At 64.5% G+C, this 14,211-nt stretch carries 13 protein-coding genes; 4 read left to right on the forward strand and 9 right to left on the reverse strand.

The window, feature by feature from the left end:
• Positions 1 to 7: 7 nt before the first annotated feature.
• Positions 8 to 871 (reverse strand): FAD binding domain-containing protein, encoded by an 864-nt coding sequence (locus ACWGS8_RS18825; RefSeq protein WP_454582332.1) that lies wholly within the window; start codon positions 869 to 871, stop codon positions 8 to 10.
• Positions 872 to 1,168: 297 nt separating this feature from the next.
• Here ACWGS8_RS18825 and pncA point away from each other — a divergent pair, with 297 nt between their 5' ends.
• Both pncA and ACWGS8_RS18835 read left to right on the forward strand, forming a co-directional pair.
• Entirely contained in the window at positions 1,169 to 1,783 is a 615-nt protein-coding gene (gene pncA / locus ACWGS8_RS18830) for a bifunctional nicotinamidase/pyrazinamidase (protein ID WP_454582333.1), read from the forward strand.
• A gap of 45 nt (positions 1,784 to 1,828) precedes the next feature.
• Complete coding sequence (locus ACWGS8_RS18835) at positions 1,829 to 3,238, forward strand: sodium:proton antiporter (protein WP_454582334.1); 1,410 nt, start codon at positions 1,829 to 1,831, stop codon at positions 3,236 to 3,238.
• Here the strand turns inward: ACWGS8_RS18835 and ACWGS8_RS18840 are convergent, their stop codons facing one another.
• The 8 genes from ACWGS8_RS18840 to gcvA form a co-directional block, all read right to left on the reverse strand.
• Positions 3,239 to 3,961, reverse strand: coding sequence for an ABC transporter ATP-binding protein (locus ACWGS8_RS18840; RefSeq protein ID WP_454582335.1), 723 nt, complete (start codon positions 3,959 to 3,961; stop codon positions 3,239 to 3,241).
• On the reverse strand, positions 3,958 to 4,683 hold the full coding sequence (locus ACWGS8_RS18845; protein ID WP_454582336.1) for an ABC transporter ATP-binding protein: 726 nt from the start codon (positions 4,681 to 4,683) through the stop codon (positions 3,958 to 3,960). Before ACWGS8_RS18845 ends, ACWGS8_RS18840 begins: the two co-directional genes overlap by 4 nt.
• Positions 4,680 to 5,642 carry a branched-chain amino acid ABC transporter permease gene (locus tag ACWGS8_RS18850; RefSeq protein ID WP_454582337.1) on the reverse strand — a complete coding sequence of 321 codons (963 nt, stop codon included), beginning with the start codon at positions 5,640 to 5,642 and terminating at the stop codon, positions 4,680 to 4,682. Before ACWGS8_RS18850 ends, ACWGS8_RS18845 begins: the two co-directional genes overlap by 4 nt.
• Complete coding sequence (locus ACWGS8_RS18855) at positions 5,639 to 6,520, reverse strand: branched-chain amino acid ABC transporter permease (protein WP_454582338.1); 882 nt, start codon at positions 6,518 to 6,520, stop codon at positions 5,639 to 5,641. The genes ACWGS8_RS18850 and ACWGS8_RS18855 overlap by 4 nt, the downstream gene beginning before the upstream one ends.
• A gap of 158 nt (positions 6,521 to 6,678) precedes the next feature.
• Positions 6,679 to 8,001, reverse strand: coding sequence for an ABC transporter substrate-binding protein (locus ACWGS8_RS18860; protein ID WP_454582339.1), 1,323 nt, complete (start codon positions 7,999 to 8,001; stop codon positions 6,679 to 6,681).
• Between the two features lie 154 nt (positions 8,002 to 8,155).
• Positions 8,156 to 9,568 carry a hypothetical protein gene (locus tag ACWGS8_RS18865; protein WP_454582340.1) on the reverse strand — a complete coding sequence of 471 codons (1,413 nt, stop codon included), beginning with the start codon at positions 9,566 to 9,568 and terminating at the stop codon, positions 8,156 to 8,158.
• Positions 9,569 to 9,628: 60 nt separating this feature from the next.
• A complete protein-coding gene (gene pncB, locus ACWGS8_RS18870) occupies positions 9,629 to 10,933 on the reverse strand; it encodes a nicotinate phosphoribosyltransferase (RefSeq protein ID WP_454582341.1) in 1,305 nt (434 codons plus the stop codon).
• A gap of 134 nt (positions 10,934 to 11,067) precedes the next feature.
• Entirely contained in the window at positions 11,068 to 12,042 is a 975-nt protein-coding gene (gene gcvA / locus ACWGS8_RS18875; RefSeq protein WP_454582342.1) for a transcriptional regulator GcvA, read from the reverse strand.
• Positions 12,043 to 12,252: 210 nt separating this feature from the next.
• On the opposite strand from gcvA, the gene speB reads away from it, so the two are divergent.
• Positions 12,253 to 13,314 (forward strand): agmatinase, encoded by a 1,062-nt coding sequence (gene speB / locus ACWGS8_RS18880; protein WP_454582343.1) that lies wholly within the window; start codon positions 12,253 to 12,255, stop codon positions 13,312 to 13,314.
• A gap of 81 nt (positions 13,315 to 13,395) precedes the next feature.
• A complete protein-coding gene (locus ACWGS8_RS18885; RefSeq protein WP_454582344.1) occupies positions 13,396 to 14,205 on the forward strand; it encodes a transporter substrate-binding domain-containing protein in 810 nt (269 codons plus the stop codon).
• The last annotated feature ends 6 nt before the right edge of the window (positions 14,206 to 14,211 follow it).

Genomic DNA, 14,211 nt, shown 5'->3' on the forward strand with positions numbered 1-14,211 from the left:
GCTTGTCTCATGCCGCCGCCACCATATGATTGTTCATCGGTCCGGCGGCCGTCAGCACGGCCCGCGCGACGATCTCGCGCACCGCGTCGAGCCGGTACTCGGCGCTGCCGCGCACATCGGCGATCGGCGACAGTTCGGTCATCGGCGCGGATTGGATCGCCCCGGCGAGCCCGCCATCCCTTGGCAATCCGAGCAATGCCGCCTCGATGCCGGCAAGCCGCCTGGCGACAGCCGAGCAGGACCCGACGGCGATGGACGCTTCCGCAACCTTGCCGTTGGCGATGACAAGGCGCGCCGCCACCATGGCGATGGAGATGACCAGATAGCGCCGGGCGCCGAGCTTGACGAAATTGGATGTACCGGCGGTGGCCCGCTTCGGCACGCGGATGGCGGTCACCATTTCGCCAGGCTGCAGGGCCGTGCGCCGATTGCCAAGAATGAAATCCGGCAAGGGTAGGTGGCGCGTCGCGGTCGCCGAACGCAGTTCGACCTCGGCATCGAGCACGAGCAGGCCCGGCACCCCATCGGCGGCCGGCGAGGCGTTGCAGAGATTGCCGGCGACGGAACCGACGTTCTGGATCTGCGGCGAACCGACCTCGCGCGCGGCCTGCTTCAGCGCATCGAAAGCCGGCGGCAAGGGGTGGCGGATGAGGTCGGTCCAGGTCGTGCGCGCGCCGATGACAAGGTGGTCGTCCGTCTCGGCAATGCCGCGCAACGCAGCCAGGCCGTTGATATCGAGGACATTGTCGCGGAAGGGCTTGTTGCCCTGTGCCGGATAGAAATCCGTGCCGCCGGCAAGAATGCGCCAGGCGCCCTCGCCAAGCAGCGCGAGTGCTTCGTCGACCGTGGTGGGTTTCGCGTAACGGATCACGCTTTGCCTTCCCAGAGAGTGGGCCTTCCCCGAAATGGCCCTCCCGGGGCGTTTACCCCAGGCATGATCTTGCCGGTTCGCAAACCGGAAATTCATTCGTATGCAAATGATATCAAGCCGGTGGAAATTGTCAAAGCCAGAGTTTGGGCTGTCGTGCTTGTCAGGGTGCGGGCAACGAGATTGTTACGCCTTCGGAGGTTGACGCGGCCGGCCATCTGGTCAAGTTTCTGCCTCCGGTCGCATCAGCGGCATCTTTCTACTGGAGCCTGAGCCCAACGCAGAGAAGAAGGAGGCCCAATGGCCGACCAAGCGCTTGTTGTGATCGACCTGCAGAACGACTTTTGCCCGGGCGGCGCGTTGGCCGTGACCGGCGGCGACGAGATCGTGCCGCTGGTCAATGACATGATCCGGCACGCCGACCATGTCGTGCTGACGCAGGATTGGCATCCCGCCGGCCACTCGAGCTTCGCCTCCAGCCATCCGGGCGCGCAGCCCTTCACCATGATCGAAATGCCCTACGGCCAGCAGACCTTGTGGCCGGACCATTGCATCCAGGGCAGCCTCGGCTCGGATTTCCATTCCGGCCTGGCCTGGACCAAGGCCGAACTCGTCATCCGCAAGGGGTTTCGCCCCGCAATAGACAGCTATTCGGCCTTCTTCGAGAACGACCACACGACGTCGACCGGCCTCGGTGGCTATCTCAGGGAGCGCGGCATCGACACCGTCACCCTGGTCGGCCTGGCGACCGATTTCTGCGTCGGCTTTTCCGCGCTGGATGCCGTAAACCAGGGTTTCAAAACCACCGTCCGGCTCGACGCCTGCCGCGGCATCGACCTCAACGGGTCGCTCGATGCCATGCTGCGGCGCATGCGCGATGCCGGTGTGACACTTGAAGACCAATTGTCGGACTGAACGGTGAGGCGTCAGGGGGGCTTTTCGCGGATCAGTGCAGGCGTGATGGCGGGCGCTGCCCTTGCTGTCGCCATGCTGTTCCCGGACGCAGCCGTCGCGGCCGAGGAACGCGCGCTGCCCGGCGCCTCGATGTCGCTGTGGTGGGCACTGCCCTTTGCCGGCTTGCTGCTGTCGATCGCCACAGGTCCGCTGCTGTTCCACCATGTCTGGGAGCATCACTACGGCAAGATCGCGGCCCTGTGGGCGGCGCTGGTTGTCGTGCCGCTGGCGCTCGCCTTCGGGATCCCCCAGGCGACCGAGGCGGTGCTGCATGCGCTGCTCACCGAATACATGTCCTTCATCATCCTGCTGTTTGCTCTGTTCATCATTGCGGGCGGCATCCTGGTCGCCGGCAACATCCACGGCACGCCGCTGGTCAATGCCGGGCTGCTGCTGGTCGGCGCGCTGCTCGCCTCGGTCATCGGCACGACGGGCGCTTCGATGATCCTCATCCGGCCGGTCATCCGCGCCAACGACGCCAGGCCATTCAACGCCCATGTCGTCATCTTCTTCATCTTCCTGGTCTCCAACATTGGCGGCTCGCTGACGCCGCTCGGCGACCCGCCACTGTTCGTCGGCTTCCTGCGCGGCGTTGAGTTCTTCTGGACGACCGCCAACCTCCGGCGCGAGACGCTGTTCGTCGGCGGCCTGGTGTTGGCCGTGTTCCTGGCGATCGACATCATCCTGCACCGGCGCGAGGCAGGCGCGCCGAAGATCAAGGACCCGACTCCGGATTCGAAGGTTCGCATTCGCGGCCTGCCCAACATTCCGCTGCTGGCCGGCGTCATCGGCGCCATCCTGCTGTCAGCCACGTGGAAGCCTGATGTCACCTTCTCCATTCAAGGCGTGACGCTGGAACTGCAGAACCTGGTGCGCGACGCCGTCATCCTGGCGCTCGCCTTCGTGTCGCTGGCCGTTTCGCGCAAGGAATACCGCGAGGCGAACGGCTTCAACTGGGGTCCGATCGCGGAAGTGGCAAAATTGTTTGCCGGCATCTTCATCTGCATCGTGCCTGTCATCGCCATCCTGAGGGCCGGCCACGAGGGCGCGCTGGCGCCGCTGGTCGCGCTCGTCACCTCGGCGCAAGGCACGCCCAACGATCTCGCCTATTTCTGGTTGACGGGGGCGCTGTCGTCCTTCCTCGACAATGCGCCGACCTATCTGGTGTTCTTCGAGCTTGCCGGCGGCGATCCACGCCACCTGATGACCGAATTCGCCTCGACGCTCGCCGCCATCTCGGCGGGCGCGGTGTTCATGGGTGCCAACACCTATATCGGCAATGCGCCCAACTTCATGGTCTATGCCATCGCCAGGCAGCGCGGCGTCGAAATGCCCGGCTTCTTCGGCTATATGCTGTGGTCCGGGCTGGTGCTGATCCCGACCTTTTTGATCGCGGGCTTTCTGTTTTTCGGCTGATCAACCAACGCCGACATAGCGCCTGACAGCCGATGGGTCGGCGCGCAATTCCTCGACATCCACCGTCTCGCGGTTGCGGCCGTTCTCGATGAAGGCGACGCGGTCGGCGACCGACAGCACCGCATCGACGCGCTGCTCCACCAGGATGGTCGAGACGTCCATCTCGCGCAGCTTCGATACCGTCTCGCGGATCTTGGCGATCATCGACGGCATCAGCCCTTCGGTCGGCTCGTCGAGCAACAGCACTTGCGGTTCGAGGCAGAGTGCACGCGCCATCGCGAGCATCTGCTGCTCGCCGCCGGACAAGGTGCCCGAGCGTTGCCGCAGCCGCTGGCGCAGCAATGGGAAAAGGTCGAGGACGTTTTCCCGCACGGCCTTGCCCTTGCCGCGCGCCATCAGCCCGATCTCGATGTTTTCCGCGACCGTCATCTCGGCGAACAGCCGCCTGCCTTGCGGCACGTAGGCGACGCCGGCCTTCGGCACTTCATGCGCCGGCAGGCCGGTCAATTCCTGGCCGGCGAGCTTGATCGAGCCGGCGCTTGGAGGAACCAGGCCCATGATCGCCTTCAGCGTCGTCGTCTTGCCGGCGCCGTTGCGGCCGAACAGGCACAGCACCTCGCCCTTGTTCAGCACGAGGTCGAGCCCATAGAGCACCTGGACCTCGCCATAGAAGCAGTCCAGTCCCGAAATCCGCAACGCTTCCGTCTTGTTCATCTCAATCATGGGGCGGTCCCCAGATAGGCTTCCTGCACCGCCACGTTTTCGCGGATGGCTTCGGGCGTGCCTTCCGCCAGGATCCTGCCGGCGTTGAAGACGGTGATGCGGTCGGCGAGCTGCATGACAACGGGCATGTTGTGCTCGATCAGGAGCACCGTGGCGCTGTTGGCTATATCGCGCACCAGCGTGATGAAATTGTCGATCTCGCTGTCGGCCAGCCCCTGCGTCGGCTCGTCGAGGATCAGCAGGCGCGGCTTCAGCGCCAGGCCCATCGCCACCTCGAGCAGGCGCTGGTGGCCATAGGACAATTGCCCGGCCGGCATATGGGCGCGGTCGGCGAGACCCGTGCGTTCCAGCGCCGTCATGACAGCGGCCTGTATCGCGCTCTTCGAAGGCCCGTGCCGCAGCGTCAGTTGCACGGGCAGCGCGACGTTGGCGTAAACGGACAGGTTGGCATAGACGCTGGTGATCTGGAACGTGTAGGCGATGCCTTGGCGCACCCGGATATAGGCGGGCAAGCCGGTGATGTCGGCGCCGTCGAAGACGATTGCTCCCGAAGACGGCTGGATACGGCCGCTGACCATGCTGACGAAGGTGGTCTTCCCCGCCCCGTTGGGGCCGATGACGGCGCGGATTTCTCCGGGCATCAAGGTAAAGTCGACGCTGTCGACGGCGCGAAGGCCACCGAAATTGCGCGACAGGCCCTTGGTGGCCAAAAGCGGCGTCATGGCAGCCACCCGAGCCAGCGCTGGCGGATGCTGCCGAGAATGCCCTTCGGGAAAAACAGCACCAGCAGGATGAGCGCAATGCCGACGATCAGCAGATAGGCCGAGGTGTAGCCGCTGGTGACGTCGATGACGTAGTACATGAAGACCGTGCCGATCAGCGGCCCGAGCGTCGTGGCGGCGCCGCCGAGCAGCACCCACAGCAGCGGCAGGATCGAATATTGCACCGAGGCGAAGCTCGATCCGACATAGCCGAACAGCAGCGCGTAGGCGGCACCCGACGCCGCGCAGATCGTGCCGGAGACGACGACCGCTATGAGCTTGTTGGACAAGGTGTCGTAGCCCAGCATTTTCGTCCGCTCCTCGTTCTCGCGGATGGCGACCAGCACGCGCCCATACCGGGAGCGGACGATGGCCAGCGTGACCAGAAGCACGAGCGAGAACAGCACGAGCGCGCTCATGTAGCGCACGCTCGGGTTGGTGAGGTCGAGCGAGGTCCCGCCGAAATTGAGCACGCGCGCCGGCTGCGGCACGACCTGGCCCTGGTCGCCGCCGGTCCATGTCGCGAAATAGAGGATCAGCAGATAAAACACCTGGGCGAACATCATGGTGACGATCATGAAGGCGACGCCCGTGGTGCGCAACGCCAGCAGGCCGATCACCAGCGCCAGAACCGCGCCGCAGGCAATCCCGCTGAGGAAGGCCAGGGGCACGCCCCAGCCGAGCTGGATGATGGCTAGGCCGGCCCCATAGAGCCCGGCGCCGAAGAACATGGCGTGGCCGAGGCTGAGCAGGCCGACATAGCCGAACAGCATGTTGTAGCCCATGGCGAACACCGCCAGCACCATGATGCGGGCGAGCAGGCCGTGATAGTACTCCGGCACAACGAAGCTCAACACGAGGAGCAGGGCGATGACGCCGAGATGCAGCGCATAGGCCTTTGCCGGCGAAGCTTCGCTCATCGCGATGCCGTCCCGAACAGGCCTTGCGGCCGGAACACCAGCACCATGGCGACCAGCAGCGTGGCGATGATCCTGGCCAGCGTCGGCGAGAAGAACATCGAGATGATACCGTCGGACAGGCCGATCAGCACGGCTGCGACGACGGTGCCGCGCAGCGAGCCGAGGCCGCCGATGATGACGACGATGAAGGACAAGAGCAGCGGATCCTGCCCCATCAGATAATGCGCCTGGCTGATCGGCACGATCAGCACCGCGGCAATCGCCGCCAGCATGGCGCCGAGCGCGAAGACACCGCCATAGACGCGGTCGACCGGGATGCCGAAGGCCTGCGCCGTCTCGCTGTCATACTGCGTGGCGCGCATGATCAGGCCGATCCTGGTGCGCGTCAGCACCAGCCACGTGGCGATCAGCAGGAGCGCCGAGGCGGCAATGATCGACAGCTTGTAGCCGGAATAGCCGAACCACGGCAAAAGGATGCGGTAGCTGAACGGCGGTTCGACGGGCCGCGCCTCCGGACCATAGAAGCTCAGCGCCAGCTGCTGGATGATGTAGAGCATGCCGATCGTGGCGACGATGGTGGCTTCCGGATTGTAGTTGAGCCGGCGCAGCACCAGCCGTTCGGCCGCCAGCGCAATGGCGCCGACGATCAGCGGCGCGATCACCAGCGCCGCCAGGAAGCCGAGCGCCGGATGGCCCGATATCGCCGTCGAGATCGCCCAGGCCAGCACCGCGCCCAGCATGAAGAACTCGCCATGCGCGACATTGACGACACGCATGACGCCAAACACCAGCGACAGCCCAAGCGCCGTCAGCGCCAGCACCGCTGATGTGACGAGGCCTTCGAGGGCGGCGAGGAGGAGGTGAGGACCGAAGTGCATTCAGGGGCGCCCTTACCCTCCCCCTCGTGGGGAGGGTGACCGCGAAGCGGTCGGGTGGGGGGTGGGGCATGGGCCGTCGCAGCCCCCACCCCGTCTCACTGGCTTCGCAAAATGCGAAGCCTGTTCGCCGACCCTCCCCACAAGGGGGAGGGTGAGGCTCACAGCGCCTGCTTCGTATAATCCCCCTCGGCCTCGTAAAGCCCGTCCTCGATCTTGGTCTTGTGCACCACCTTCAGCTTGCCGCCTTCGACCTTGGAGATGTTCTGGATGCCGAAGCACTGGTGGATCTTGCCGTTGAAGGTCTTTGGCCCCTGCGGATGCTCCGGACCTTCGGCGAAGGCGGTCAGCGCCTCGGTCGCCTCGACCAGCTTGGCGCGGTCTTCCGGGCCCTTGTAGCCGGCGTCTTCCATCGCCTTCTTGACGACATAGAGGGTTTCCCAGCAGCCGAACATGTGCGACGCGGTGGAGACGTCCTTGGGATCGCCGACAGCGGCGCCATTGTCGTCGATGCCGACGGCGGCGCGATAGGCTTTTTGCGCGGCGCTGTCATCGGCCTGCGCATAGCGCGGCGAGCCTTCCCAGAAATGGCTGCCGTCCAGAAATTCGAGGCCGGGGCTGTTGATGTCGGTGGCCTCCAGCGAATCCATGAAGCCGAACAGCTGCGGCCGGTTGGAGCCGTAGAATTCGCCGAGTTCCTTGACGAAGGTGAGCACCGCCGGGCCGACCATGACGTGGTAGATCACCTCGGTTTCTGGCGGGATCTGCGGAAAATATTTGGTGAAGGACGATTCCGTCGGCGGGATGGCGATCTGCGCGATGACCTCGGCGCCTTGCGCCTTCAGCGCCGGCGGCAGGTAGTCGCGGTGGTCGTAGCCAAAGGCGAAATCCGGGAAGATCTGCGTCACCTTCTTGCCGGCATTGGCCGCGATCCACGGCGCCATCGACTGGATCTGGCTCTTCACATCGGTGATGCCGGGCTGGAAGACATAGCGGTTGAGCTTGGTCGAGGCGACATGGTGGCCTTCGCTGACGACGAAATAGGGGATCTTGTTTTCGCCGGCGGCGGGCGCAGAGCCGATGACGACATGCGAGAACAGCGTGCCGAAGACGATGTCGGTCTTGTGCTGGGTGGCGAACTTGCCGACAACTTCCGCACCACGGCCGGGATCGGTGCCGTCATCCTCGATGATCACCTCGACCTGGCGGCCATTGATGCCGCCGGCGGCATTGATCGCCTTGACGGCGGCAGCGGTGGTCTTCTCGTACCAGCGGCCATAGGCGGCGCCGATGCCGGTGCGGTGCGACTGGAAGCCGATCTTGATCGGCGCCGAGCTCTGCGCCTGGGAGTAGCGGACGAAACCGGGCGCCACGGCAAGGCCGGCGCCCGCGGCCAGGCCCTTCAGCGCCGTGCGGCGGGTAAGGCCAGTCTTGGAGATAAGGCCAGTCTTGGAGAGGTCAAAGAATCCGTTCTTGTCAGCCATGTTCGTTCCCCTGTTTTTTCAGTCTTGACCAACGATAGGGCGGGTTCGGCATCCTCGCTCGGAGGATGCGGAAAATTGCATGTGTACAAACTAAATCACCAAAGCCCTGATGTGGCAAGCGAGCTTTCCCCAACGACATCGGGCTGCACTTTTGTCATCCAACCGTTGGCGTGGCAAGCAGCCAGAGGCCGAAGACGGTGTAGGCGATCATCAGCAGCGTGAGCGGAAACTGGCTGAACGCGGCGCGGGCAGGCTGCGGATGCAGGCGCCAGGCAAAGCCGTGCGCGACGAGCACGGCGAGCACATGGCCCAGGATGATGGCGCCGGCCTGGATGTTCCACAGCCACCAGGCCGACTCCGCCCCGGCGACGATGCCGGCCTCGACCTCGATGTCGGCGGTGCCGAACAGGTTCCAGCCCAGCGCGAACGGATCGGACAGGGAGGCTGCCGCATACTGGCCGTCGACCAGCAGCGCCGTCAGATAGTGCGCGACCTGGTAGGCAAGCGCGATCGGCACGATCGACCACACCAGCAGTCCGGCAGCCTGGCCAAGTGGCTGACCGCTGCCGGCCAGGCGCTGACCGAGCCAGACCGCGAAAAGGAACACCGCCGCCAGCAGCACGAATGTCAGAACGAGCCCAAGGCTGCCGCTGCCGATCACGGCAGTGCGGCCCGGGAATTCAAGCGGATTGACGCCGAACAGGCCGAGCCAGAAGAAGGTCTTCGACAGGCCGTCGAAGGAGACCGAGGACAGGGCCAGCAGCAGGAAGGCGATGCCGCTGGGCGGCAATGGCTCTGCCGCCAGCAGCTTGGCGGCCGGCCAGCACAGTGCGAGCCGGCCTTGCTCGTCGCGCTCGACCGGCGCGAAACGTGCCACCATCGAGAAGAAGACGGTCAGGAACTCGCCGCTACGACTCCAGTCGCGGTAGCCGAACCCCAGCATGGCGAGAAAGGCGAACAGCCAGTAGGCGGCGGCGGCAAAGGCGAGCCGTGCCGGGTCGTCGGGCGCCGGATCGATGAGTTCGAACCAGGCAAAGGCGAAGAACAGGATGACGGCAGGCCAGCAGCCGAGCCATCGGGGGAGGCGCCATGGCCCTTCATCGCCCGTGCGGAGCGCACGCGAGGCGACACGCCACGGCCCATACCAAGGGTTCAGCCATGACCAGAGATCGCCGAAGACGCCTTGCAACAGGGTGACGCCAGCCCACAGCAGCGTCCAGATCACCAGCGGCAGCGGGTTGGAGAGCGGGTCGCGGCTGCCGAAAAGGCCAGCAGCGACGAGAATTGCAAAGCCGGCAAAGGATATCAGGCTGACAGCGGTGCGGGCGCTGTTGCCGAGGGTGAACAGCGGCAGGCGTCGGCGCCAGAAACGGTCGAGGGCGGCCGCAGGCAGCAGTGCCAGCACGAGAAAGCTGACGGCAACGGCGAACGCGCCGCCGAGGAGGTAGTAGCCGGTTGGCAAAAGCAGGACGTGGCCACGGTCGGAGGCGTGGGCGAAGGCGGGGGTGGGGAGGGCTAGCAGGGCGATGAGGCATGGGAGCGCAATTTTCGCAGGAAGGCTCCCCAAGGAACTCGACCTATCCAACTTTGCCGTCTCGTATAGCGATGCGCGAAGCACCGGTCAGCCTCACACTTTGACCAACTGCTCCACCCGGTCCTTCTCGCCAAAAATCCTGAGATAGCGCTCGATCTCTTTCTCGTCTCCCGTCGCCTTGGCCGGGTTGTCGGAAAGCTTCACCGCCGGCCTGCCATTGGCTTCCGTCACTTTGCAGACCAGCGATATTGCGTCGAGGCTGTTGGTTTCGGTCGGCGCGCAGCCTTCGAAGTCATTGGTCAGGTTGGTGCCCCAGCCGAAGGACATGCGCACCTTGCCCTTGAAGTGGCGGTAGGTCTCCTCGATGGTTTCCACTTCGAGACCGTCGGAGAAGATCAGCAGCTTCTGCTTGGGGTCCTTGCCCCTCTCGCGCCACCAGGACAGGATTTTTTCGCCGCCCTCGATCGGCGGCGCGCTGTCGGGGCGGAAGCCCGTCCAGTCGGCCACCCAGTCCGGCGCGTCGCGCAGGAAGGAGGCGGTGCCGAAGGCATCGGGCAGCACGATCAAGAGGTTGCCGCCATAATAGCGCTGCCAGTCCTGCAGCACCTTGTAGGGGGCCTGTTTCAGTTCCCTCTCCGAATTGGCCAGGGCGGCAAACACCATCGGCAGTTCATGCGCATTGGTGCCGAGCGCTTCGAGGTCATTGTCCATGGCCAAAAGCACATTGGAGGTGCCGGTGAAGGCCTCGCCAATGCCTTCCTTCAGCGCCTCGACGCACCAGCGCTGCCACAGGAAGGAATGGCGCCGGCGCGTGCCGAAGTCGGAAATGCGGATGCCGGGCAGTGCCTTCAGCCGCTCGGTCTTGGCCCACATCTTGGCCTTGGCGCGGGCATAGAGCACATCGAGCGCGAAGGGGCCGAAGGCCCGCATGGCGGCCCGGGAGCGCAGTTCGTTGATGATGGCGAGCGCTGGGATTTCCCACAGCGTGGTGTACATCCACGGACCGCTGAAGGAGAGCTCATACTGGCCGTTACGCTTGGACAGCTCGTAGTCCGGCAGCCGGAAACCTTCCAGCCAGGCGAGGAACTCCGGTTCGAAAATCTGCTTGCGGCCATAGAAATTGTTGCCGCCGAGCCAGATCATCTCCTTCTTGGAGAAGCGCAAGGTGCGGGCATGGTCGAGTTGTTCGCGCAGGTCGCCTTCATCGATCTCGTCGGCAAGCCGCACCGAGGTGGTACGGTTGATCAGCGAGAAGGTGGCATCGACCTTGGGGTACATGCCCCAGATCATCTGCAGCATCAAAAGCTTGTAGAAGTCCGTGTCGAGCAGGCTGCGCACGATCGGGTCGAGCTTCCAGGTGTGATTGTAGACACGCCGCGCAATATCGGTTTTAGCCATGTTTCAACGCCGCCTTCGCTGCCTGCATCCACAACCGCGACAGGCCTCATAGCATCGAATTGGCCAAAACGCTGCCCGCTTTCAGGCTGGCCCGACAAAAAGAACGGCCTGCGCATGGCCATGAGCCGCCGGTCTCAGCTCGCGGCCTTCGCGCCGATGACCTTGAGTTGCGGACGCTTGCGGCGGCTGATGATGCGGCCGGCGACCGGGGCGTCAGCACGGCCGTCATCTCCGGCCTTCTCGGCGAACAGCCAGTCGATGAACACCTGCACGATCGGCGTCGTGCGCATCTCGTTGCGGCAGACGACATAGAAATCATCGACCGCCGGCACTGAAAGACTGAACGGCGCCACCAGCATGCCTCTGGCCAGCAGCGCGCTTGCCGTGACGGAATCGCCGAGAGCCACGCCGTGGCCGTGCACCGCGGCCTCTGTCGCCATGCGCGCGTCGCCCAGATGATGGCGGCGGCCGCGCTCGAGGTCCAGCGCGTCGGCGGCCGCCAGCCAGGTGTGCCATTCGCGGCCGTCGTCGCCATGCAGGAAGACGTGGTCGGCAAGGTCCCTGACGCTGCGGATCGGTCGGTTGTTGATCAAGGTCGGGCTGACCACGGGAAACAGTTCCAGCCCTGACCATTTGCGCATCCAGCAATCGGCCCAGCTGCCATCGCCATAGTGCACGCAGACATCGATGTGCGGCGCACGGATATCCCTGGGGTCGTTGGAGGGAATCAGCGTCAGCTGGATGTCGGGATATTGCGCAGTGAAGCTGCCCAGCCTCGGCGTCATCCACAAAAGCAGCAAGGCCGGCACGCAGGACACCGACAACGCGCCGCTGCTGGCCGGCCGCGTCAGCCGCTGCGTGGCGGCGGCGATGCCGTCAAAGGCTGTCGATACCGCCGGCAACAGCTCCGCGCCATGCGGCGTCAGCCTGACCCGCTGGCCGACGCGCTCGAACAGCTTGACGCCGAGCGACTGCTCCAGCGCCTTTATCTGGTGGCTGACGGCGCCATGCGTGACATTCAGCTCACTCGCCGCCTTGGTCAGCGAGCCATGGCGCGCCGTTGCCTCGAAGGCGCGCAGCGGGTTCAGGGGTGGCAGGCGCTTGACCATGGATACTCGACTTCTTTGTGAGATTTTCTCACAGAAAACACCCTAACAATATCAATTGCTTTTTCAATCGGGCTGCCGGACACTTCGGCTCGACATAACACCAAGACGTGAAATCTGCGGGCAGCCAGCGGGACAGCGACCCGGCCGGATGACGGTCGGTTCGTTTGAAATCGCCGACGGCCGCACTGCATCAGCCGAGGAGAAGCGGATATGGGATACGATCGCGGCAAGCTCGACGCGTTGCGTCGCAAATATGGCGAGAGCCATGGCGGCGAGATGTTCGATCCGAAATTCCGCAAGGTCGCCGACAAGATCTTTTCCAAGTCGGGCACCAGGCTTGCGCCCTATTCCGGCATCCCGACGTTCCTCGCCGCGCCCTACCGCGAAATCGCTGCCGAGAACCCGGATTTCGGCGACCTGCAGGTGGCCATCATCGGCGTGCCGATGGATTTGGGCGTTACCAACCGGCCGGGCTCGCGCTTCGGGCCGAGGGCGCTGCGCGCCATCGAACGCATCGGCCCCTACAACCATGTGCTCGAATGCGCGCCGACGCATGAGCTTCGCGTTGCCGACATCGGCGACACGCCATTCCGCAGTCGCTACCGGCTCGAGACCAGCCATGAGGACATCGAGCGGCGCACCAACCAGATCGTCGATGCAGGCGTCATTCCGCTTTCGGTCGGCGGCGACCATTCGATCAGCCACCCGATCCTGAAGGCTGTCGGCAAGAAGGCCCCGGTCGGCCTCATCCACATCGACGCCCATTGCGACACCAGCGGCCTGTTCGACATGACCAAGTTCCATCACGGCGGTCCGTTCCGCAACGCGGTGCTCGACGGCGTGCTCGACCCGACGCGCACCATCCAGATCGGCATTCGCGGCTCGGCCGAATATCTGTGGGAGTTCACCTACGAGTCAGGGATGACCGTGGTGCACGCCGAGGAGGTGACCGGTCTCGGCATTCCCGCCATCATCGAGAAGGCGCGCAAGATCGTCGGCGACGGCCCGACCTATGTCTCCTTCGACATAGACAGCCTCGATCCGGCCTTCGCGCCGGGCACCGGCACGCCGGAAGTCGGCGGCCTGACGACGCGCGAAGTGCTGGAGTTGCTGCGCGGCCTCAAGGGCCTCAACATCGTCGGCGGCGACGTCGTCGAGGTGGCACCGCAATATGACGCCACCACCAACACCGCGCATGCCGGCGCGCAGGTGCTGTTCGAGATTCTGAGCCTGATGGTGTTCAGCCCGGCCATTACGGGCAAGGGCGCCTGACACCTCAAACGAAAAGGCGGCCGCCGCGCTGGAGCCGGCAGCCGGCTCAAACAATCAAAAGCTTCCAGAAGGGGAATAAAAATGACAATCCACTCGACACTGAAATCATCCATCGCCGCTGTCCTGGTGCTGGGCGCCGCCGGCCTCGGCATCGCTACCCAGGCCGCCAACGCCGACGCGCTGGCTGACATCACCAAGGCCGGCACCATCAATGTCGGCGTCTTCGCCGACTTCCCGCCCTTCTCCTCGGCCAGCGCCGATATGAGCCTCAAGGGCTACGACATGGACGTCGCGCAATACATTGCCGACACGCTCAAGGTGAAGCTCAATCCAGTCGCCGTCACCGGCCAGAACCGCATCCCCTATCTCAACGACCATCGCGTCGACATACTGATGAGCGTCGGCTACTCGAAGGAGCGCGAGCAGGTCATCGACTTTGCCGCCGCCTACGCGCCCTATTACATCGCGGTGATCGGTCCGGCGGCGATGTCGGTCAAAGGCAAGGAAGACCTTGCCGGCAAGTCGATCGCCGTCAATCGCGGCACGCTCGAGGACACCTCGCTGACCGAGGCAGCACCCCCCTCGGCCGACATCAAGCGCTTCGACAACTACAATTCGGTCATCCAGGCCTTCATCTCGGGCCAGACCCAGCTGATGGTCGTCGGCAACGACGTCGGCGCCCAGGTGCTGGCCAAGCAGGATGCGCTGAAGCCGGAGCAGAAGTTCCAACTGCTGACCTCGCCCTCGCATATCGGCCTCAACAAGAACGAGGAAGGGTTGAAGAAGGCGGTCAACGACGCCATCGCCAAGATGCTGGCCGACGGCAAGCTGGACGAAAGCTCGAAAGCCTGGCTGAAGACGCCGCTCAACCCCGACAACCTCAAGGACTGAGTTGCC

The organism is Mesorhizobium sp. 43Arga (assembly GCF_053714255.1).